Genomic DNA, 20,904 nt, shown 5'->3' on the forward strand with positions numbered 1-20,904 from the left:
CTTGGGAGTTCCGCAGGGCCAGATATTATGTATTTCATCTTGGCAGAGAGGGGAACTTTCTAAGCTAGATTTAAGAAGACGGCTGGAGTTTCCGAAACACGAAGTGGGAGCTTTGTACATGTTTTTCATAATCGGTCTGGTTGTGGTTATCGGGGCCGTCATGGCCGGTTATCTCATGGAGGGAGGTAAGATCCACGTCCTCCTCGAGCCGCTGCCCGCCGAAGGCACCATCCTGTTCGGGGCGGCCATCGGCGCCTTCCTGGCCGGCAACACCATGAACACCATCAAGTCCGTGGTCGCCAACATCGCCAAACCTCTCAAAGGCAGCAAATACACCAAGGCCGTGTACATGGAGTCCCTGATGCTCCAGTACGAGGTCTACGTGAACATCAAGAAGGGCGGCCTGCTCGCCCTGGAGCAGGACGTCAACGACCCCCACAGCTCCAACATCTTCAAGAAGTACCCGGCCGTGATGCACGACCACCACGCCATGGATTTCTTCTGCGACTCCATGAAGCTCCTTATTAATGGTTCAGCCAAGATCGACGAGATCGATCAGGTCATGGATATGGATCTTGACGTGCATCACGCCGAATCCGCCGCCCCGGGCGCAGCGGTCGGGGTCATGGCCGACGGGTTTCCCGCCTTCGGCATCTGCGCCTGCGTCATGGGCGTGGTGATCACCATGGGCTTCCTGGACCAGCCCCCCAACGTCATCGGCGGCAAGGTCGGCTCGGCCCTGGTGGGCACCTTCCTGGGCATCTTCCTGGCCTACGGCGTCTTCCAGCCCCTGTCCAAGAACATCGACCAGGTGCTGGCCGCCGAGGGCGCCTTCTTCAACGCCCTGCGCGCGGGCCTGGTGGCCTTCGGCAACGGCGCGGCCCCGGTCACCGCCGTGGAGTTCGCCCGCCGCAACATCCCCTCCCCCGAGCGCCCCGGCTCCCAGGAACTGGAAGAAGTGGTCCGCCAGATCAAGCCCCGGTAACCCCAGATGGCCGAGCAGCAGCCCGAAGTAAAAATCAAGTTCGTCAAGAAGAAGGGCGGCCACGCCGCTGCCCACGGCGGCGCCTGGAAGGTGGCCTACGCCGACCTGGTCACCGCCCTCATGGCCTTCTTCCTCCTCATGTGGCTGCTGGCCAGCGCCTCCTCCAACACCAAGGCCGGCATCGCCGGCAGCTTCCAGGATCCCAACTTCTTCAACACGGAGAAGGGCAAGGCCATCATGGAAGCGTACAAGATGGAGAAATCCGGCATCCTCCCCGGAGGCCGCGGCATGAAGGAGGGCACGGGGGACGGGGGCAGCGGCCCCGAGGCCGTGATCATCGAGGAGGACTCCGGCGAGAAGGAACGCAAGACCATGGAGGAGACGGCCCAGACCATCGACAAGGCCTTCCGGGAGGACAAGCTCCTCCAGGCCTTCTCCAACCAGATCTCGTTCGAGTTCACCGCGGAGGGCCTGCGCATCCAGGTGCAGGACCGCGCCGCCCAGGTGCTCTTCGACTCAGGCTCGGCCACCCTCAAGCCGTACACCCTGGCCATCCTCAAGGAGATCGCCCAGGAGCTGGGCAAGCTCCCCAACCACATCCTCATCGGGGGCCACACGGACGCCGTGCAGTACCCCAACCAGGCCTACACGAACTGGGAGCTGAGCGCCGACCGCGCCAACTCCGCCCGGCGTGTCCTGGAGTCCTCGGGCCTGCGCGCGGGCCAGGTGCAGCGCGTCACCGGCTACGCCGCCACCCAGCCCCTGGAGGACAAGGATCCCAAGGACCCCCAGAACCGGCGCATCTCCATCGTCGTGCTGTCGAGCGCCACCGAGAAGGCCGAGACCGAACGGCAGAAGGTCGTTCCGCCCAGGAAGAAGTAGGGCCGGGCCGGCCATGCGAATCCTCCCCATCCTCCTGGCCGCACTTCCCCTCCTGGCCGCCCCCGACCGGAGGGCCCTGGACGTGACCCTGCGCGTCGACGCCCCGCGGGCCGTGGCGGCGGGGTTCGCGCCCCCCTTCCGGGTGGAGCTGGCCTTCGTCGTGGAGAACCCCGGGCTGCGCGTGGTGACCTTCTCCGGCCAGTGCCCCTGGGAGGACCCGTCCCGGCCCCTGGTCCACCTGTGGAAGAGCGCCCTCGTCCTGGACCCCCTGAACCGGGCCCGCGCCCTCAAGGCCATCCGGTACCTCGTCAAGGACCGCGCAGGCAGGACCGTGGCCGCCTTCAACGGCCGGGACGCCCGCATCCGGGCGGAGACCCTCAAGGGCGTCGTCCTCCACCTCAGGGTCGGCACGCTGGGCGAACCCGGCGCCGCCGTGGAGGACATTGTGGAGCTGGAGTTCTGAAACCTGCGTCACCCCTTAACTTAAATTAACTTCGGCCCGCCCTTCCGAAGCGAGACCATGATCCCGCTGGGTGGGCGGGCTCGTCTTCGTCCGCATCCACCTGCGGAAAATCACGGGAACCCCTTGGTTCCCGGATTCCCGCCTGACGCCACGCGGAGTGCCCTGGAGGATCCATGCGACTGCTGCCCCCCCGTTCCCGTTTCACGGCCCTGGGGTTTCTCCTGGCCGCAGGCACCGCCGCCCTGGCCGCCCCGGTCACCGCGACCCAGGCCGGCATCGCCGCCGGCGCCTGGCTCCAGCGCACCCCCAGACCCCTTGAGACCCCGCTGCAGGCCGGACTCGCCGGCATCGAGAGCCACGTGGACACCGACGGCCGGATCCTCTTCCACCAGGTGAAACTGGACGGCGGTGGATTTCTCGTCCTGGCCCCCGACGACACGCTGGAGCCCGTCATCGCCTTCGCCGCCCGGGGCAGCCTGGAACCGGACCCCGAGAACCACCTGTTCCTGATGCTCCAGCGGGACCTCCGCACCCGTCTCGACGTGATGGTCAAGGCCCGCGACGCCAAGGGCCCCGGCCTCGTGGAAGCCGCAGCCAGCAAGGCCCAGTCCCGGTGGAAGACCCTCCTGGGAACCTCCGGCATGCTCGCCTCTTCCGTGGGCAGCGTCCCGGACGTGCGGGTGGCGCCCCTGGTGGGCAGCACCTGGAACCAGGGCAAGGCCGGCGGGAAGGTCACGTTCAACTATTTCACCCCGTCCTACAGCGTCTGCGGCTGCGTGGCCACCTCCATGGCCCAGCTCATGCGCTTCCACCAGTGGCCCACCGCCGGCATCGGGGTGAAGAGCTTCAAGGTCACCGTGGATTCCGCGACGCAGTTCCTGAACACCCGCGGCGGGGACGGACAGGGCGGCCCCTACGCCTGGGCCTCCATGCCCCTGAAACCCTCCACGTCGACGACCGACGCCGAGCGCCAGATGATCGGCTCCCTGTGCTACGACGCGGGCCTTTCCGTGAACATGTCCTACACCAGCACCAGCTCCAGCGCCAACGCGCTGCTGATCGACAACGCCCTCCGGGACACCTTCAAGTTCGCCAACGCCATCAACGGCTACCGGTGGGACGGCACGGACCTCCTGGAAATGACCGGCAACGGCCTCACCCGGATGGTCCAGCCCAACCTGGACGCCGGCTACCCCGTGCTGCTCGGCATCGAAGGCGACGGCGGGCACAGCATCGTCTGCGATGGTTACGGGTACAACGGCGCCACCATCTACCACCACCTCAACCTGGGCTGGGGCGGCAGCGAGGATGCCTGGTACAACCTCCCGGCCATCGGCACCGACTACAATTTCAACCTGATCGACCTCATCACCTACAACGTCTTTCCGCAAGGGGCCGGGGAGATCCTCAGCGGGCGGGTCACTGACGGTTCCGGGAACCCCGTCGCCGGCGTGACCGTCACCGACGGCATCCTCAGCAGCACCACCGGCGCCACGGGCATCTATGCCCTGAAGGGGATCGCCCCGGGCGCCACCACCGTCACCGCGGCCAAGACAGGGCTCGCCTTTCCCCAGGCCGTCCTCGTGCATGAAGACGTGTCCCAGGATGGAGCCACCACCGGCAACATCTGGGGCGTCGACCTGGTCCAGGGCACAGGCGCCACTCCCGTGGTGTCGCCGCAGCCTGTGGCGCAGAGCGCGAAGCTGGGCGGCTCCGCGACCTTCACCGCCGGTGCCGTCGGCCTGGGCCCCCTGCACTTCCAGTGGACCAAGAACGGCACCGCCGTGGGCACCGACAGCCCGGTGTACACCCTGGCCGCCGCCGCGGCCACCGACGACCAGGCCGCCATCGGCCTGAAGGTCACCGGCTCCCAGGGCACCGCCGACAGCGTCCCCGTGCCCCTGAGCGTGGTGCGGCTCTTCAACGGCGACTTCGAAAGCGGCAGCAAGGGCTGGAACCTCTGGGACGACAGCGTCGTCCTGGCCGACGGCGCCTACGCCGAAGTGACGCCCCACGGCGGCGCCAGGTGGCTCTGCATCGGCGACTGGTCCGCGCCCTGCACCGACTTCGCCATGCAGGACATCGAACTCCCCGCCTCGGGCACCATGGACCTCGCCTTCTGGGCGGGCATCGCCAACAAGGCCTCCACCCCTGCCGCCGCCACCAACCTCTTCAAGGTGATGGTCCTGGACACGGGCGGGAACACCCTGGCCACCCTCAGGACCCTGGACAACACCTCGGCCGCCGTGGACGGCACCGGCAAGGTGGTGTGGGTTCCCTACGGCCCCTACAGCCTCGCGGCGTGGAAGGGGCAGACCGTGCGCCTGCGCATCGAGTCCGTACAGCCCGGGGCCGCCAACACGGGCACCGTCTTCGCCATCGACGACGTGACCCTGACCCTGGGCGCCTCGGGCCCCGCCGCCGCCCTGGCCCAGGGCCCCCGCACCATCGCCACGGGAGGCCAGGCCTCCTTCTCCGCCACGGTCACCGGCTTCACCGCCGACAACCGGGTGGACTGGACCGTGAGCCCGGCCTACGGCGCCTTCAGCGCGGCGCGCACCGCCGGGGACGGCACCGCCACCCTCTTCACGGCGGGCGCGGCAGCGGGAACCTGCACCGTCACGGCCACCCCCGTGGAGACCGGGGCCGCGGCCAGCACGACCCTGGCCCTGGTGGACCCGGCCGCCGTCACCGTGGGCCTGGCGCCCCTGGCTCCCACGGCGATCCTCGGGCAGGCCGTCGCCTTCGCCTCGACCGTCACCCCCCTCACCGACGCGTCGGTGACCTGGACCGCCACCGGCGGGACCTTCAGCGCCACCGGCGGCACCACGGCGACGTGGTCGTCGGCCTCGCCGGGAACCTACACCGTCACCGCCACCAGCAACGGCGCGCCCTCCCGGTCCGCCTCCGCCACCGTGCAGGTCGTGGACCTGGGCGCCCTCGCCCTGGCCGTGACGCCTCCGGCCGCCACCCTGCGCCCGGGCGGGACCGCCACCTTCACCGCCTCCGGCGACCTGGGCTTCGGCGTGGACTGGACCCTCACGGCTCCCGCCACCCACGCCGACGCGGGCCTCGCCTCCACGGTCACCGCCCCCGCCGCCGTGCCCCTGGCCACCACCACCTATACCCTCACCGCCACCCACAAGCTCGCCCCCGCGGTCAAGGCCACCGCGGTGGTCACGGTCAAGGGGCTGGACCTGGACGGCGACGGCGCCCTGGGCCTTTCCGACCTGCTGGCCTTCGCCGGGCAGTGGGGGAGGAACCCCGCCAGCCCCGCCAACTTCAAGGGCAGCGGCACGGTGGACGACACCGACCTGGCCACCCTCCTGACCCAGCTGCAGTGATTGCCGAGGCACCCATGAACAAGCGCATCCTCCTCCCGGTCCTTCTCGGCGCCCTCCTCGCCTGCGGCGGGGGTGGCGGCGGCGGCAAAACCACCCCCGCCACGGCCACGTCCCTGGCCTACGCCGATCCCACCGCCGGCACCTACCTCCTGAAGAAGAACGCCACCCTCAGCACCCCGTCCCACCTCGTGCTGGAGCTGTGGGGCCCCGCGGGCGCCACGGGCTGCGGGGTGACGGCGGCCTTCACCCTGGGCGGCACCGCCGCCTCCTGGCGCAACGTGAACGCCGCGGACGCCGCCGGCACGTATGTGGCCAACGGCACCGCCTTCGACCTGGGAACGGGCACGCCCATCCTCAAGGGCAAGGTCACCGGCGCCGTCCTCGCCGCCACCGTGGCCGAGAAGGGCACGACCGCCCCCAAGGCCCTGGACAAGGCGCTCCTGCGCCTGGCCCTGGACCTCCAGGCCGGCCTCGCCCCGGGCGCCGCGGCCACCCTCGTCCCCGATGCCGCACGATGCAAGGTCCTCCTCGCGGACGGCACCCTGGCGCCCATCACCATCGCGGTCTCGGGCATCGCCGCCCAGTAGCCTCCCCCGCCGGGGCGAGCCGGGGTATGGTTGAAGGACATCCCGGAGAATCCCCATGACCCAGGTCGTCCTCGCAGCCCTGTTCACCGCGCGCCACGGCTGCGGAGCCGCCCTGGAGGCGGAGGCCGCGCGGATCGTGGGCCCCACCCGTGCCGAGCCGGGCTGCCTGCGCTACGAGCTCCACCGCGACCCCGGGAACCCCGGCGTCATCGCCTACCTTGAGACCTGGGCGGACGCAGGGGCCCTGGAGGCCCACCGCAGGAGCCCCCACGTTCAGGCCTGGCGCGCCGCCGCGGCCGACCTCATCGCCTCTCGCGACGTGCGCACCCTGGAGCCGCTGGGCATGCCCGGCCCCATGGCCGCGGGGCCCCTGGCGGTCCTCGCCTTCGTCACCGCCCGCCCCGGCTGCGAAGCCGCCCTGGCCGCCGAGCTCGGCAGCATGGTGCCCCCCACCCGCCTGGAGCCGGGCTGCCTTCGGTACGACCTCCACCGCGACCCGGCCAACCCCGCCAGCCTGGCCTTCCTGGAATCCTGGGAGAGCCGCGGCGCCCTGGCGGCCCACATGGCCACGCCCGCCTTCCGCGCCTCCCGGGACCGCCAGAAGGACCTGGTGGAGGCCGTGGAGATCCATGTGCTGGAACCCGTGTAGCGGGTTTCCCGCCCAGACGCTCCAGGACATCCCCGGATGTTCCGACCTCCCAGGGAAAAGGGGAAGCCTCTCGTGCCGGTGGCGCAATTTCGCTTCAGGTATCAATCCGGTGTCTTTTCCTGGGGCCGGGAATGGGCAATCATGACTGGAAGGTGGCATCTGCATGCCGCCAGTGGGGGTGGAATGGTGCTGGGCGCCTGGAGCGATGGCCGTGGGTAGGATTTCCCGCTTCCTGGACGACCTCCTCCGCCTGCGGAAGGAGCAGGGGGTCATGGCGGCGCTGCACCACCTCCGCCAGCGGATTTCCTACGTGTCCGAGACCCTTCTGTTCGAACGGTACGCAACCGGCGCCGCCCATGTGCTCCCGGAGGGCATGCGCGCGATCACGGTGCATTCCGAGGAGGATCCGGGCCTGGATCTCCTGCGCCGGTCCGGTGGGGAGCTGAACCCCGGCTACTTCCGGCGCTCCGCGGTGGCCGGCGTGCTCTGCGTCGGAGACGAGGCGGTGGGGCACCGGTGGGAATTCCCCTACAGCCCCCTGGCCCGGCACCTGGGTCCCAACGCCACCTACTTCGGCAAGGCCTTCGTTCGCCCGGAATTCCGAGGGAAGGGGTACAACCGTGAGCTGCTTCGCTTCATGGAGGGACGCCTCCCCAAGGGCACCCGGATCCTCATGGAGGTCGACCCGGCCAACGTCTCAAGCCAGCGGAGCCTGCTCAGGGCCGGCAGCACCCTGGTGGGCACGCTTCAGGTGATCACCATCTTCACCATCCTGGTACGGGTCCGGATCCGGCCCGCCGCCTAGGAGGCCGGCCCGGCCCTCGGGGGGTGGAGCCTGGCGCCACGGCAGGTCTGGATCTGCCGCGGCGATGTATGAGATAACAGACATCGACCCTGGAGTCCGCTTGGAAGGCCCCGCCCCGCAGTCCGCCATCCCCGGAAGACCCTGACATGGACTGGGAGGCCATCCGTCTGAGCCTGCGGCTCGCAGGCTGCTCCGTGGCCCTGCTGCTGCCCATCGGCATCCTGCTGGCCTGGCCTCTGTCCCTGGGACGGTTCCGGGGCAAGGTGCTCCTGGAAGCCCTCACGTCCCTGCCCCTCATCCTCCCCCCGACGGTGCTGGGCTTCTACATCATCGTCGCCCTGGGACCCCGCAGCCCCATCGGGGCGGCCTGGGAGCACCTCACGGGCGCGCGGCTCGTCTTCAGCTTCCAGGGCCTGCTCCTGGCGCAGGTCGCCACCAACCTGCCGTTCTTCCTCCAGCCCCTGGTGGCCTCCCTGGGGGGCGTGGACCGGCGCCTCCTGGAGGTGGCCGCGACCCTGGGCTCGAGCCCCCTGGGCGTCTACCTCCGGGTGGCCCTGCCCCTGGCCTGGCGCGGCCTGCTCTCGGCCATGATCCTCAGCTTCGCCCACGCCATCGGGGAATTCGGGGTCGTGCTGATGGTGGGCGGGAATCTGCCCGGGACCACCCGCACCGCCTCCATCGCCCTCTTCGACCAGGTGCAGGCCTTCGACATGGCCGGCGCCAACCGCACCGCCCTCCTGCTCCTGGCCTTCGCCCTGGCGGTGCTCTCGGGCACCGCCTGGCTCCGTTCCCGGGAGCGCCCATGGGCCTGAGGGCGTCGTTCACCAGGACCTTCCCCCAGGGCCCCACCATCCGCGGCGAACTGGAACTGGAGCTGGGCAGGTTCAGCCTCACCGTGCTCTTCGGCCCCTCGGGCTGCGGCAAGACCACCCTCCTGCGGTGCCTGGCCGGGCTGGAGACCCCCGACCACGGCTCCATCCGGGCCGCGGACGCGACCTGGTTCGGGCCGGGCCCCTTCGTCTCCCCTTCCCGGCGGGGCATCGGGTACGTCTTCCAGGACTCGGCGCTCTTCCCCCACCTCACGGTGGCGGGAAACATCGCCTACGGACTCCTGGGCCGCCCCCGGGAGGAACGGCAGCGGCGCGTGGAGGAGCTGGTGGAACTCATGGGCCTCCGGGGCCTGGAAGGCCGGCGCTCCCGGGAGCTCTCCGGCGGCCAGAAGCAGCGCGTGGCCCTGGCGCGGGCCCTGGCGCCCCGGCCCCGCCTGGTCCTGCTGGACGAGCCCTTCGCCTCCCTGGACCGCTCCGCCGCCGACCTCCTCCGCCACAACCTCCGGCAGATCCTTCGCGCCCTGGACGTCCCGGCCGTCCTGGTGACCCACGACCCGGTGGAGGCCCTGGCCCTGGGCGACCGCATGCTGCTCATGGACCAGGGCCGCATCGTGCGGGACGGCGCCCCCGCCGCCGTCCTCGCCGGCGCCGGCGGCGCCCCCGGCGACCAGGTGGGGGCCGTGGTGCGGACCCGGGTGACCGGCACCCAGGAGGGCCTCCTGCGCCTGGCGGCGGGGTCCGCGGAACTGTTCGCCCCGGACCCCGGCGGCGCCGGCCGGGAGGCCTACGCCTGCATCCGGGGCGAGGGCGTGTCCCTGGAGCGCGGCCCCCACGGCCTGATGACCCAGCGCAACCGCCTTCCCGCCACCATCACCGGCCTGGAGCCCCTGGGCGCCCTCACGCGGGTGGTCCTGGACGCGGGCTTCCCCCTCCACGCCCTCATCACCACCTGGGCCGCCCAGGATCTCGAACTGGCCGCCGGCCAGGAGGTGCATGCCCTCATCAAGGCCAGCGCCATCCAGGTGGTGCCCATCGAGGAGCCTCCGGGTGCATAATCAGCCCCTCGGGGCGGCCGCCCCGCGGAGGTGGACATGAAACTCAGCGCCCGCAACGTCCTGAAAGGCCGCATCACGAAGGTGAACCACGGCGCCGTGGAATCCGAGATCGTCATCGAGCTCAGCCCGGGCGTGGAGATCGTCTCCACCATCACCAAGGCCTCCGCGGAGGGCATGGGCCTCAAGCCCGGCATCACCGCCCACGCCATCATCAAGGCCTCGAACGTGATCGTCGGCGTCGACTGAGGGGCGGCGGAACCGGTCACACCGCCTTGCGGTGGTAGTGCCGCCTGGCCTTGGCCCGGTTTCCGCAGCTGCTCATGGAGCACCAGCGCCGGGTGCCCGCCCGGCTTCGGTCCAGGAACAGCCAGGTGCACTGGGGCCCCGCGCATTCCCGGATCCGGCCCCGGTCCTCCGAGGCCAGCAGGTCCGCCGCCGAGCGCAGGATGGGCCACAGCGGAGCGTCCAGGGAGGACCCTTCCCAGCCCCACCGGAATCCGCCCTCCCCCGGTTCGAGACGGAGGTGGCCCAGGGCGTCCGCCAGGGCCCGGTTGAAGATCCGGAGGTCGCCCGGCCGCGCCGGCCGTCCCGCCGCGCTGTCCGAACAGAGCCCGAAGATGGCTTCCCGCGCCTCCCGCGCCCGGACCAGCGCCGCCCGGGCGGCCGCGGGCTCCTCCCGGACCCGCCGGGCCAGGACCTCCTCCAACGCTTCGTCCACCAGGCCGGCCTGCCGCGCGAAGGCGGCCACGTGGACCACCGACTGGAGCTGATCACTCTCCTCCCGCTCCCGGTCCGGCCAGGTGTTGGCGAAATCCAGGCAGAGGCTGCCGCCGGACCGATCAAAGGAGGGCGTTGCGAGGAGGGCGTCCATGCCCTCAATATAACCCATAAACGACCCTTGACAGGTTATTGGCCGGGAATTATCTTAACCGCCACGAATGCGTGAGGAGGTTATCCATGACGCCCACCGAGACCCTGCTGCTGGACCGTCTCACCGCCGGCCGGGACCACCTGGCCCACCTGGCCTCCGCGGCCCACGAGGAGCGCCTGGCGGACCTCCTGCGCCGGGTGGACGGCGCCATCGGCGCCCTGGAGACCGGCCGCTGGGGCACCTGCTGCGTGTGCCGGGAAGCCGTCCCCCCCGACCAGCTGGCCCGGGATCCCCTCCTGCAGGTGTGCCTGGACTGCCTCACCCCCGAAGCCCGCCGCGCCCTGGAGCGGGACCTGGAGACGGCCGGACGGGTCCAGCGCGCCCTCCTCCCCGCCCCTTTCACCACCTGCGACGGCTGGGAGGTGGCCCACCTCTGGGAGCCCAGGGGCGCCGTCTCCGGCGACCACGTGGACCTCATCCGCCCCCTGCGGCCGGGGGACCCGCTGCACCTCCTCCTGGGCGACGTGGCCGGCAAGGGCGTCGCCGCGTCCCTCCTGCAGGCCCACCTCAACGCCCTGTTCCGGGCCCTGGCGCCCGCGGGCCAGCCGCTGACGGACCTGCTGGCCCAGGCCAACGGGCTCTTCGCCCAGGCCACCCTGACCACCAGCTACGCGACCCTGGCCGCCCTCCGCCTCGCTTCCGGCGGCGAGGCGGAACTGGCCAACGCGGGCCACACCCAGCCTTTGTTGGCGGATGACCAGGGCGTGCGCCCCGTGGCGGGCGGCGGCCTCCCCCTCGGCCTCTTTCCCGATTCCGTCTTTCCGCGCCAGGACCTCGTCTTCCGTCCCGGGCAGACCCTCCTCCTCTACACCGACGGCTGGACCGAGGGAACGAAGGACGAGGAGGAGTTCGGAATCGGCCGGGCCGCCGCTGCGCTGGGCCAGGCCTTCCGGCTGCCCCTGCCGGAGCTGCTTGCGGCCTGCCGGGCGGCCCTGGACCGGTTCCTGGAGGGCGCGCCCCGGCAGGACGACCTCACCCTGGTGGCGGTGCGGTGGGCCGGCTAGAACTTGCGCGGATTCACCGGATACGCCGAGAGCACGACCTGCGCCGAGGTCCCGTCCTCCAGGGGCACCCGCAGGGTGACCACGTCGAAGCAGGGGGTCTCCTTCCAGGCGCCCTGGGCCTGGTAGCGGCCGACGGGGGCGTCCATCCAGCAGGGCGTGTGGAGGATGCCGCTGGGGTCGTAGCGCTTGACCACCTTGCCCGCCTCCCCGGCCCGCGCCAGGCCCTTGGACAGGAGCGCCAGGAGCCCCTCCCGGGTGCTCGCCGCGGCGTTGAACTGTCCCCGGCCGTTGGGCAGGCCGTGGCTGTGCCGCTTCAGGATGTGCGCGATGCGGTCGTCGCTCAGGTGCAGGTCAAGGGATTCCAGGACGTCGAAGGCGTTGCCGGGCAGGGAGGCCGGCGCTTCCTTGGCTTCCGGGACCGGAAGGGAGGCCTTCTTCTCCTCCAGGCCGTGCGTGACCGTGGCCACGGGGCCCGCGTCCACCTCCTCCACCGTGGGCAGCTCCCGGTTCAGCGCCCGTTCCCGCCGGAGCTTTCCGGAGAGGCGCACAGGCTCGGCGCGGGTCTGGGGGGGAGGGACGGTCCAGCTGGAGGACGCGTCCCGGGGGACCGGCAAAGGCCCGGCCGGGCGGAAGGCCCCCAGCATCGAACGGCCCACCAGGGTGAAGTAGACCTTACCCCCCGGCCCGCACGCGATCTCCCCGGGCACCAGGCCGTCCAGGACCTCCCAGCGGGTCATCACGAAATCCGGCGTGATCCGCCCCAGGGCCGGGGGGGACTGCGTGGTGAACCAGACCGTGCCGTCCGGGGCGCAGGCGAGGCCCCGCAGGCGCATATCGGACGGGCCGACGGCGGGAAGGATGAACTCGCGGGAGATCCCCAGCTCGCCTCCCACGGACTCCACGACGCCCAGGGTGTTGGTTCCCGGCGCCAGGAACCACACCTTCCCGGGAAGGCCGGCCGCCAGGCGCAGCGGACGGCTGCCGGGGGCCAGGGGCAGACCCTCCACCCGCTTGCACGCGAGGTCCACGACCGTGACCTCATCCCGGGAGGGATGGACCCCCACCAGGGCTTGACCGCCCGGCACGGCCGCCATGCTCTGGAAGCTGAAGGTCCCCATGGGATAGCTCTTGCAGACCAGCGGGTTGGTGACGGAATTCCGGGCCTCCAGGTGGAGGAGGCTGGCACTTGAGCCGTCGCGGGGCGGGATGGAGGCGAAGAGGTCGCTCCCCTTCCCCGGCGCGGTGGCGGTCACGCCCCTGAACAGGTCCGGCTGGTCGAAGGTCGTGAACCGGCCCGAATACAGGGCCGTATCGGGAAACATGGCCACCCGGGTGTCCAGGAAGGACCACAGGTTGTTCCGGCCGTCCCGTCCCAGGGCCCGCTGGGCCTGCCCGCCGTTGACGCCGCTCCAGAGCTCGTACGTCGCGCCGTAGGGACTCATGATCCAGCTGCGCTGCGTGCCCGGCTCCTGCAGGAACAGGCCGCCGGTGGTGCCCACCTCGATGCGGTTGGGGATTCCCGCGCCGTCGTCCAGGAGGTAGACCATGGCGGTGTCCTTCAGGGCGTCCTCGGGCTCCGTGTCGAAGAAGGGGTGCAACCTGGCCCCGGACAGGTTCAGGCCCACGGCGTCCGAGAGATCCGTCCGGATCAGGCAGGCCCCGTCCAGGCGGGCGCCGGCCATGCGGGCGCGGCGCAGGCTGGCGCGGGTGAGGTCGGCGCCGGCGAGGTTCGCGCCCACCAGGTCCGAATCGTCCAGGTTGACGCCCCGGAGGCTGAGCCCCCGGAGGTCCATGCCCGAAAGGTCGCTCCGGGAAAGGGCGGCCCCGGGCCGCAGCTCCTCCTTGGCCGGCCTGCGCAGGGACTCCGGCGCGGGGGCCAGGAGGGCCGCCTCGACCTTCTTCTTCGCCTTGGCCGAGCCGGATGCCGTCTTGGGGGGCATGGCCAGGACCGGGAGGACCCCCAGGAGCGCCCATGCTGCCCGCCTGGACGATATTGATCTGCAGAAATCAAACAACATGCCACACTCCTCACGGTCCCAAGCGGAGTGGCCCGGAGAAGCCGGAAGTTCCCCCGGCGGTCCAGTGGCGTCATCGCTTCCGCAGGGCCTTCTGGGCCTTGCTGATCTGGCGCCACTTGTCCTCGCGCTCCCGCCGAAGGCGCTCGTCGGTGCGGGCGGCCTCGAACGCCACCTCCCGGCGGAGCTGGAGGAAGTGTCCGAAGCGCTTGGCGTCCAGGAGGCCGTCGGCGACGGCCTTCCGCACGGCGCACCCCGGCTCGGATTCGTGGGCGCAGTCCCGGAACCGGCAGCGGCCGGCGAACGCCGCGACCTCGGAGAAGGCGCCGTCCAGATCGGCGCCATCCGCGAGGAGGCCCACTTCCCGGATGCCCGGCGTGTCGATGAGGCAGCCGCCCCCCGGGAGCGGGAACAGCTCCCGCGCGGTGGTGGTGTGCCGGCCCCGTCCGTCCGAATCCCGCACCGCCCGGGTGGCCTGGGCCGCCTCGCCGAGGAGGGCGTTGAGGAGGGTGGACTTCCCGGCGCCGGAAGAGCCCGCCAGGACGCCCGTGAGCCCCCCTTGCAGGCAGGCGCGCACCTCCGCCACTCCCAGGCCGGTGGGCGCGCACACGGTCAGGACCTGGACGCCGGGCGCCACCCCTCCCATCCGGGCGGCGAAGGCTTCCACCCGGTCGTTGAGGTCCGCCTTGGTGAGCACGACCACGGGCCGCGCCCCGCTGCCCCAGGCCAGGGCGAGCAGCCGTTCCAGGCGGGCCGCATTGCAGTCCCGGTCCAGGCCCATGACCAGCAGGACCACGTCCAGGTTGGCGGCCAGGCACTGGGGCCGGCCGTCCGGGCCCTGCCGCGTGAGCGAGGGCCCCCGGGGCAGCAGGTCGACCATCAGGGCCCGGGCGTCCCCCGGTTCCCGCCGCAGGACGAGCCAGTCCCCTGCGCAGAGGGTCAGGCCTTCGGCCCGGAGCCGCTCCCGGAGCCTGCCCGAAGGCGTGCACAGGCACTCGCCCGCGGCCGTCCGGACCAGGGCCAGGCCCCGGGCCGCCGCCACCACCCGTCCCGGTTCGCAAAGGGGCGGGATGGGCGCCCGGAATTCAGGATCCCTCGGCCAGCCGAAGCTGGACAGGGGTTCGCAAGGGTTCAAGGCGGGGCCGGTGCCCGCCGGAGCGTTCATTGGGTGTGTCATGGCTGGAGGTTCCTGGATGAAGCTTCGCTCAAGCCCCGGACCGGGGCGTCCTTGAGAGGCCCAGGGGCCGCGGGTCTAGGCCACGGCCCCGGAGACCGCAACCGTCTCCAGGCTCATCCTCGTTGTCGCATGCAGCAGGCGCATCCACACTCCGCCCCCAAGGCTACAGCGCAGCCTGCCGGAAGGCAATCCCTCCCCTGGAAGACGGTGCCTCAGCGGCCCTGGGACAACTGGTAGCCCTGGACCTTCAGGGCGGGATCCCGGTTGGGATCGTAGGACGTGTCGTCGGTGTAGATCAGGTTCCCGCTCGCATTGACCCAGCGGCGCTTCCAGGCCGCCGTGTCCCGCTCGATCCTGCCGGTGAACGGGTTCCGGTAGTCGTTCTGGGTGGTGAGCGTCAGGTACATGTCCCGCTGGATGCTCTCCTGCGTCCTCCGCCTCCCTTCGGCGATCTCCCGGTCCAGGCGCTGGAGGTCCTGCTGGGTGCGGTCCAGGATCCGCTGGCGCTGCCCCTGGCCCCGGAGCTCCCCCTCGATCCACCGCGGGTTCCAGTCCCCGGAGCCCTGGATGACGGCGAGGACGGGTTCCCACGCGGCGAAGGCCTCCTCGGGAGCGCGGATGAACAGCGTCATGCGGTTCTTCCACAACCCCCCGCCGGCGCGGCCATAGTCCTCGATGACCGTCAGGAGCCGCTCCAGGTAGCGCCGTCCGTCCTCCTCGTACGCGACCGTCACGAGGGCCGCCTGGTAGCCCATGTCGGTCACCGTCATGAGCTCCCGGGGCACGGCCTGCCGATAGGCGGCGGCCAGGGCCGGGAGGTTCCTGCGGTCCCGGACCACGAGGTTGCGGGCCCGGGGATGGGCGTAGGGCACGGCCACCTCCACCAGGAACCGCCCCGCGTCCCGTTTGTTGCGCACCAGGGCGTTGTTGAAGACCGCCCCCTCCCGGTTGCCGAAGGCCCGGGACCCGTCCACGCACAGCATCTCGGGCAGCCAACGGATCATCACCGTCCCGGCGGGGTCGCTCTTGGCGGCCAGGTCGAACTTGCATTCCGTCATGTTGAGCGCGCCCCCGTGGCGCTCGTCCAGGATGCGGAAGGCGCCCCCCTCCAGGGACCACCCCCGGGGCACCAGGAGGGTGAGCGCCTTCTCCCGCGGCTCGGCCCGCCGCTCGAAGACCAGGGCCCGGGGAGGCCCCTGGGCGGACAGCAGGCATGCGGCGAGGAGCACGAAAGCTCGGATCATGGGTCACCGCCCGGTCTGGATTTGAACCCATTCTACCACCCCAGGGTGGAAGGGCCCCTCGGGCGGCATCGAAGGGAGGTGGAAACCCACCCTGGAGCCTCCGATCATGAACCGCATCCCCTTCCTGTTTGCATGCCTTCTCTCCGCCCTGCCCGCGGCCCCGGCCCGGCCCCAGGAGGCGGCCCCCCTCAGGAACGTGAACGCCTACTTGTGCGGACTGCATTTCTACAACGGGCGCCAGGACCGGCAGGTGATTGCCCATCACTATTGCGCCCACGCGGCCGACGGCCTGATGCAGTGCGTCATCTACGATTCCAACCGGCGGAACGCCCGGCTCATCGGCATCGAGTACGTCGCCACCGCCCAGGTGTTCGCGGGGCTCCCCGCCGGGGAGAAGCGGCTCTGGCACAGCCATGCCTACGAGGTCGCCTCGGGACTGCTCCTGGCCCCCGGCCTTCCCGGCGCCGCGGAGAAGGCGATGATGAAGGACTTCGCCACCACCTACGGCAAGACCTGGTACACCTGGCAGGTGGACCGGGGCGATCGCCTGCCCCTGGGCATCCCCCAGCTGATGATGGGCTTCACGGCGGACGGACAGGTGGATCCGAAACGGGTGGCGGAACGGGACCGGGACCTGGGCACGTCCACCGCGGAAAAGCGGCGCCAGCGGGCGGACCTGCCGGTGCCCCCGGTGGCGCCCGAGGCGGATGCCTGGCGGAACGGAGTTCCCGAGCAGCTGGAGCTCAGGCCCCAGGGTCCGCCGCCCGTGACGCGCATTCCCATGCACTGACCCGGATCAGCCGGGACGGTGATGATCGCCGCGAAGGTGCCCATGGGAGATTCCGCTGAAAAACAGGCAAATATCCTGAACGGCCCTGACGGCGAAGTGGTAGGGTGGGGCACATTCGTGGTGATCCATGGCCAGGTACGCGTTGGAAGCGTTGGTCGACCTGGAGCAGATCCGGCAGCTCATGGAATCGCACCACCTGTCCTCCGGCATGGCCTGCGCCCTGTTGGACCCGAATGAGGAAAAGCTCATCTCGGTGGGCTGGCAGGACATCTGCACCCGCTTCCACCGGGAGAACCCGGTCACGGCGGCGCGGTGCCGGGAGAGCGATGCCTGCATCAAGGCCCACCTGGCGGACCCCGGGGGCCGGATGCTGGAGTACCGCTGCGGAAACGGGATGATCGACGTCGCGATGCCCATCCTGGTCGACGGCGAACTCCTGGGCACCATGTTCGCGGGCCAGTTCTTCCGCGAGGAGGATCCGCCGGACCGCGCGTTCTTCGTGGCCCAGGCCCGGGCCCTGGGTTTCGACGAGGCGGCCTACCTCCAGGCCCTGGACCGGGTCCCCACCTTCAGCAGCGCCTACATCCACCGCGAGGTGCTCTTCCTTCAGCGGATCGTGAGGCTGCTGGCGGAGATCGGACTGAAGAACCTCCAGCTGCGCCGGGAGATGGAGGAGCGCCGGCAGGCGGAGGAACAACAGCAACGCCTGAACCGGGAACTGCGCGCCATCAGCAACTGCAACCAGGTCCTCATGCGGGCCGAGGACGAGCATCTCCTGCTGGACGCCATCTGCAGGATCATCTGCGAGGAGGCCGGCTACCACCTGGCCTGGGTGGGCTATGTGGAGCACGACCCGGACAAGACCATCCGTGTGGTCGCCCGGGCGGGCTGCGGGGAAGGCTACCTTCTGGCGGAACGCCTCACCTGGGCGGACACGGATCATGGCAAGGGACCCGCCGGATGCGCGGTCCGCACCGGCCGTCCCGTTTGTTTCCAGGACCTGGATGCCAACGCGGGCCCGGGCCCATGGCGGTCGAACGCGCGGGAACGGGGCGACCGGTCCACCCTGGCCCTGCCCCTGGGCACCGAGGGCGCCGAGCCCTTCGGGGTCCTCGGGATCTACTCGACGGAATCCGGCGCGTTCACCCAGGAGGAGATGCGGCTCCTGGAGGAACTGGCCGGGGACCTGGCCTTCGGCGTGACGGTCCTGCGGGCGCGGGAGGTGCGCAAGCGGGGCGAGGCCGTCATGCGGGCGCGCCTGCGCCTGCTGGAATTCGCCAGCTCCCATTCCCTCGACGAGCTGCTCACCGCGTCCCTGGACGAGATCGAGGCGCTCACGGGCAGCACCATCGGCTTCTACCATTTCGTCGAGCCCGACCAGCGCACCCTCCACCTGCAGACCTGGTCCACGAACACCTTGAAGAACATGTGCTCGGCCGAGGGCAAGGGGAGCCATTACCCCATCGACCAGGCCGGAGTCTGGGTGGACTGCGTCCACCTGGGCGGCCCGGTCATCCACAACGACTATCCGAACCTGCCCCACCGGAAGGGGCTTCCGGAGGGGCACGCCCCCGTCCTCCGGGAGGCCGTGGCGCCGATCCTCCGGGGCGGCCTGATCAAGGCGATCATCGGCATCGGCAACAAGCCCACGGACTACCAGGAAACCGATCTGGAGATCCTCTCCCAGCTGGGCGACCTTTCCTGGGACATCGCCGAACGCATGCGGGTCGAGGCGGCGGTGGAGGTCCGTGAGGAGGAATACCGCTGCCTGGCGGAGCATTCCCCCGACAATATCGTCCGGTACGACCGCGCGTGCCGGACCCTCTATGCCAACACCCGGTTCAAGACCACCATGTCGGTGTCGGAGGCCGCGATCCAGGGCAGGACGCCCCTGGAGCTGGCCGCCCAGGAAGGGCATGGCCGCCCCGGCGAGATCGAGCGCTACCAGGCCGTCCTGAGCCGGGTCATCGCCAGCGGGGAAGCGGCGGATGTGGAACTGAGCGTCCCCGACGGCACCGGCGAGCTCCGGACCCACAGCGTGCGGTTCGCGCCCGAGCGCGACGCCGACGGGCGGATCGTGGGGGCGCTGGCCTTCGGGCGGGACATCACCGAGCAGCAGAAACTCGCAGAGCAGCTCCGGCAATCCCAAAAGATGGAAGCCATCGGCAAGCTGGCCGGCGGCGTGGCCCACGATTTCAACAACCTCCTCACGGCCATCATCGGGTTCAGCAACCTGGCGAAACGGAACCTGGGCGCCGGGACCCCTTCGGATGGCTACCTCGACCAGATCCTGGCCGCGGCGGACCGGGCCGCCAACCTGACCCGCGCCCTGCTGGCCTTCAGCCGGAAACAGCTCCTCCTGCCCCGGCCGGTGGACCTCAACGGCATCGTCCGGAACGTCGAGAGCCTGCTCCGCCGCCTCATCGGCGAGGACATCGACCTGGTCATCCACCTGGCGGATTTCCCCCTGACCGCCATGGCCGACCCGGGCCAGATCGAGCAGGTCCTCATGAACCTCGCCACCAATGCCCGGGACGCCATGCCCGACGGCGGCCGGCTGGCCATCACCACCGAACGGAAGGACCTCGGCAAGGACGTCATCGGCGCCCAGGGGTTCGGGGCGGCGGGCCGGTACGGGCTGATCACGGTGTCCGACAGCGGGACCGGCATGGACGAAGCGACCCGGGCGAAGATCTTCGAGCCCTTCTTCACCACCAAGGAGAAGGGGAAGGGCACCGGCCTGGGCCTGGCCATCGCCTACGGCATCGTCAAGCAGCACGAAGGCGCCATCAACGTCTACAGCGAGCCGGGCAAGGGCACCTCGTTCCGGATCTACCTGCCCCTCGTCGGCGAGCTCGTGGAGGACGCGGATCCGGAGCGGGAGGCGGCGGAGCCGCAGGGCGGCAGCGAGACCCTGCTGCTGGTGGAGGACGACCCGGACGTGCGGGCCCTGGCCGGCACCGTCCTGCGGGAAGCCGGCTACCGCGTCCTGGAGGCCGTGGACGGACAGGAAGCGCTGGAGCGGTTCCAGGCCCAGGCGAAGGAGATCGACCTGCTGATCATGGACGTCATCATGCCGCGGATGGGCGGGCGGGAGGCCCACGATCGCATCCGGGGCCTGGACCCCGGCGTCAAGGTCCTCTTCATCAGCGGCTACACCGCGGACGCCCTGGATTCCGAAGGCTTCTTCGGCAACGACACCCGCTTCCTGGCCAAGCCCATGAGCCCGGTGGAACTGCTGCAGAAGGTCCGGGCGATCCTGGACGGCACCGGCTGACGGGTTCAGGCGCCCTTCGCCGTAGGGATCCCACCCAGCCCTTCGGCCCACATGCGGACCAGCTCGAAGCGCACCTTGAGTTCGCGGAGGTTCCAGAGGATCCGTTCCAGCTCCGCGGGGCTGAAGCGTTCCAGGCGGCGCTTCGCGTCCGTGGCCGTGGAGACCCCGCCCAGGGCGGAGATGGGCGTGTAGTCCACGGGCTGGTCCAGGTAGGCCTGGAGGCGGCCCAGCTGCTGGTAGAAGTTGGCCAGCTCCTCGGCCTGGGCCTTGGGGAAGCGCTGCACGGACTGGTCCGCCAGCGCCATGCCCCAGGCCGAGCTCTTGAGGTTGCCGGCGGTGTGCTGGATCGAGAGGTTCCCCAGCTCCTTCGGGAGGGTCCAGGTGCGCTGGCTGCTCCGGGCCTCCTGGAGGCTCTCCAGGGCGGCGATGGTCAGGGCCAGGTTCCGGGGCAGGTCCTGGTTCGCGACGGCCAGGTTGTGGAGAGCCTTCCGGTTGCCTTCGGTCTCCCGGAGCACGGACGCCAGGGCCGCCTGGGCCACCCGCCGCTGCACCCGGGCGTGGTTCCAGCTGTCCAGGCCCAGGGCCATGAGCAGGCCCAGGAAGGTCGCGAAAAGGGATTTGGCGAAATGCTTGATAGGCTCGTGAAGGTTCTGCACGGCGGAACTCCAGGTTGGGGGATGGCTCAATCATAGCGGGAGCCCGGGCGCGATGGCTCCGGCGGGCCGCAGAGGAACGCCCTGGCTGGCTGAGATGGACGGGGCGAAGTCGTTCGCGATCACGGATCCGTTTTGCGGCCGCCAGGTCTGGATTTGGGACGGTCCATCCCGGATCCGGGACGCGAAGCCCGTCCCCGGGTCGATGGCTGA

General features: G+C 70.6%; 18 protein-coding genes. 13 read left to right on the top strand and 5 right to left on the bottom strand.

The features are described from left to right. The first annotated feature begins 118 nt into the window (after positions 1–118). From motA to RAH40_RS10920, 10 genes are all read left to right on the top strand, one after another. The gene (gene motA / locus RAH40_RS10875; RefSeq protein WP_306602140.1) at positions 119–985 is read left to right on the top strand and encodes a flagellar motor stator protein MotA; all 867 of its coding nucleotides are present in this window, start codon (positions 119–121) and stop codon (positions 983–985) included. 6 nt (positions 986–991) lie between these two features. Beyond that, positions 992–1,867 (top strand): flagellar motor protein MotB, encoded by an 876-nt coding sequence (locus tag RAH40_RS10880; RefSeq protein WP_306602141.1) that lies wholly within the window; start codon positions 992–994, stop codon positions 1,865–1,867. Between the two features lie 13 nt (positions 1,868–1,880). Beyond that, on the top strand, positions 1,881–2,330 hold the full coding sequence (locus RAH40_RS10885; RefSeq protein ID WP_306602142.1) for a hypothetical protein: 450 nt from the start codon (positions 1,881–1,883) through the stop codon (positions 2,328–2,330). A gap of 173 nt (positions 2,331–2,503) precedes the next feature. Continuing rightward, positions 2,504–5,674 carry a C10 family peptidase gene (locus tag RAH40_RS10890; protein ID WP_306602143.1) on the top strand — a complete coding sequence of 1,057 codons (3,171 nt, stop codon included), beginning with the start codon at positions 2,504–2,506 and terminating at the stop codon, positions 5,672–5,674. Positions 5,675–5,688: 14 nt separating this feature from the next. Beyond that, on the top strand, positions 5,689–6,261 hold the full coding sequence (locus tag RAH40_RS10895; protein WP_306602144.1) for a hypothetical protein: 573 nt from the start codon (positions 5,689–5,691) through the stop codon (positions 6,259–6,261). A 55-nt stretch (positions 6,262–6,316) separates the two neighbouring features. Continuing rightward, positions 6,317–6,910: a putative quinol monooxygenase gene (locus tag RAH40_RS10900; RefSeq protein ID WP_306602145.1), complete on the top strand. Its 594-nt coding sequence runs from the start codon at positions 6,317–6,319 to the stop codon at positions 6,908–6,910. Positions 6,911–7,121: 211 nt separating this feature from the next. Continuing rightward, positions 7,122–7,715, top strand: a complete 594-nt coding sequence (locus RAH40_RS10905) for a GNAT family N-acetyltransferase (RefSeq protein WP_306602146.1) — start codon at positions 7,122–7,124, stop codon at positions 7,713–7,715. Between the two features lie 146 nt (positions 7,716–7,861). Further along, a complete protein-coding gene (modB, locus tag RAH40_RS10910) occupies positions 7,862–8,527 on the top strand; it encodes a molybdate ABC transporter permease subunit (protein ID WP_306602147.1) in 666 nt (221 codons plus the stop codon). Further along, a complete protein-coding gene (locus tag RAH40_RS10915) occupies positions 8,518–9,600 on the top strand; it encodes an ATP-binding cassette domain-containing protein (protein ID WP_306602148.1) in 1,083 nt (360 codons plus the stop codon). Before modB ends, RAH40_RS10915 begins: the two co-directional genes overlap by 10 nt. Positions 9,601–9,636: 36 nt before the next feature. Next, positions 9,637–9,846, top strand: coding sequence for a molybdopterin-binding protein (locus RAH40_RS10920; RefSeq protein ID WP_306602149.1), 210 nt, complete (start codon positions 9,637–9,639; stop codon positions 9,844–9,846). A 16-nt stretch (positions 9,847–9,862) separates the two neighbouring features. Here the strand turns inward: RAH40_RS10920 and RAH40_RS10925 are convergent, their stop codons facing one another. Then, entirely contained in the window at positions 9,863–10,471 is a 609-nt protein-coding gene (locus RAH40_RS10925) for an ABATE domain-containing protein (protein ID WP_306602150.1), read from the bottom strand. A gap of 86 nt (positions 10,472–10,557) precedes the next feature. On the opposite strand from RAH40_RS10925, the gene RAH40_RS10930 reads away from it, so the two are divergent. Continuing rightward, a complete protein-coding gene (locus tag RAH40_RS10930) occupies positions 10,558–11,535 on the top strand; it encodes a PP2C family protein-serine/threonine phosphatase (RefSeq protein WP_306602151.1) in 978 nt (325 codons plus the stop codon). On the opposite strand, the gene RAH40_RS10935 is transcribed toward RAH40_RS10930, so the two are convergent. The 3 genes from RAH40_RS10935 to RAH40_RS10945 form a co-directional block, all read right to left on the bottom strand. After that, entirely contained in the window at positions 11,532–13,553 is a 2,022-nt protein-coding gene (locus tag RAH40_RS10935; protein ID WP_306602152.1) for a pentapeptide repeat-containing protein, read from the bottom strand. The two genes, RAH40_RS10930 and RAH40_RS10935, sit on opposite strands and share 4 nt — an antisense overlap. Positions 13,554–13,623: 70 nt before the next feature. Beyond that, positions 13,624–14,727, bottom strand: coding sequence for a ribosome small subunit-dependent GTPase A (gene rsgA, locus RAH40_RS10940; RefSeq protein WP_306602153.1), 1,104 nt, complete (start codon positions 14,725–14,727; stop codon positions 13,624–13,626). Positions 14,728–14,939: 212 nt separating this feature from the next. Next, positions 14,940–15,971: a hypothetical protein gene (locus RAH40_RS10945; RefSeq protein WP_306602154.1), complete on the bottom strand. Its 1,032-nt coding sequence runs from the start codon at positions 15,969–15,971 to the stop codon at positions 14,940–14,942. A gap of 106 nt (positions 15,972–16,077) precedes the next feature. Between RAH40_RS10945 and RAH40_RS10950 the strand changes: the two genes are divergently transcribed. Both RAH40_RS10950 and RAH40_RS10955 read left to right on the top strand, forming a co-directional pair. After that, positions 16,078–16,761, top strand: a complete 684-nt coding sequence (locus tag RAH40_RS10950) for an OBAP family protein (RefSeq protein WP_306602155.1) — start codon at positions 16,078–16,080, stop codon at positions 16,759–16,761. 127 nt (positions 16,762–16,888) lie between these two features. Continuing rightward, positions 16,889–20,038: a GAF domain-containing protein gene (locus tag RAH40_RS10955; RefSeq protein ID WP_306602156.1), complete on the top strand. Its 3,150-nt coding sequence runs from the start codon at positions 16,889–16,891 to the stop codon at positions 20,036–20,038. A 5-nt stretch (positions 20,039–20,043) separates the two neighbouring features. Here the strand turns inward: RAH40_RS10955 and RAH40_RS10960 are convergent, their stop codons facing one another. After that, the gene (locus RAH40_RS10960) at positions 20,044–20,694 is read right to left on the bottom strand and encodes a hypothetical protein (protein ID WP_306602157.1); all 651 of its coding nucleotides are present in this window, start codon (positions 20,692–20,694) and stop codon (positions 20,044–20,046) included. Positions 20,695–20,904: the final 210 nt, after the last annotated feature.

Source organism: Geothrix sp. 21YS21S-2 (assembly GCF_030846775.1).
In the GTDB taxonomy this organism is placed as follows: Bacteria; Acidobacteriota; Holophagae; order Holophagales; family Holophagaceae; genus Mesoterricola.

Coding starts and splice junctions, on each gene's coding strand:
- RAH40_RS10950 (WP_306602155.1), top strand. CDS start 16,078: ATGAACCGCATCCCCTTCCTGTTTGCATGCCTTCTCTCCGCCCTGCCC.
- RAH40_RS10920 (WP_306602149.1), top strand. CDS start 9,637: ATGAAACTCAGCGCCCGCAACGTCCTGAAAGGCCGCATCACGAAGGTG.
- modB (WP_306602147.1), top strand. CDS start 7,862: ATGGACTGGGAGGCCATCCGTCTGAGCCTGCGGCTCGCAGGCTGCTCC.
- RAH40_RS10930 (WP_306602151.1), top strand. CDS start 10,558: ATGACGCCCACCGAGACCCTGCTGCTGGACCGTCTCACCGCCGGCCGG.
- RAH40_RS10925 (WP_306602150.1), bottom strand. CDS start 10,471: ATGGACGCCCTCCTCGCAACGCCCTCCTTTGATCGGTCCGGCGGCAGC.
- RAH40_RS10915 (WP_306602148.1), top strand. CDS start 8,518: ATGGGCCTGAGGGCGTCGTTCACCAGGACCTTCCCCCAGGGCCCCACC.
- RAH40_RS10945 (WP_306602154.1), bottom strand. CDS start 15,971: ATGATCCGAGCTTTCGTGCTCCTCGCCGCATGCCTGCTGTCCGCCCAG.
- RAH40_RS10900 (WP_306602145.1), top strand. CDS start 6,317: ATGACCCAGGTCGTCCTCGCAGCCCTGTTCACCGCGCGCCACGGCTGC.
- RAH40_RS10890 (WP_306602143.1), top strand. CDS start 2,504: ATGCGACTGCTGCCCCCCCGTTCCCGTTTCACGGCCCTGGGGTTTCTC.
- motA (WP_306602140.1), top strand. CDS start 119: ATGTTTTTCATAATCGGTCTGGTTGTGGTTATCGGGGCCGTCATGGCC.
- RAH40_RS10895 (WP_306602144.1), top strand. CDS start 5,689: ATGAACAAGCGCATCCTCCTCCCGGTCCTTCTCGGCGCCCTCCTCGCC.
- rsgA (WP_306602153.1), bottom strand. CDS start 14,727: ATGACACACCCAATGAACGCTCCGGCGGGCACCGGCCCCGCCTTGAAC.
- RAH40_RS10885 (WP_306602142.1), top strand. CDS start 1,881: ATGCGAATCCTCCCCATCCTCCTGGCCGCACTTCCCCTCCTGGCCGCC.
- RAH40_RS10955 (WP_306602156.1), top strand. CDS start 16,889: ATGGCCAGGTACGCGTTGGAAGCGTTGGTCGACCTGGAGCAGATCCGG.
- RAH40_RS10880 (WP_306602141.1), top strand. CDS start 992: ATGGCCGAGCAGCAGCCCGAAGTAAAAATCAAGTTCGTCAAGAAGAAG.
- RAH40_RS10935 (WP_306602152.1), bottom strand. CDS start 13,553: ATGTTGTTTGATTTCTGCAGATCAATATCGTCCAGGCGGGCAGCATGG.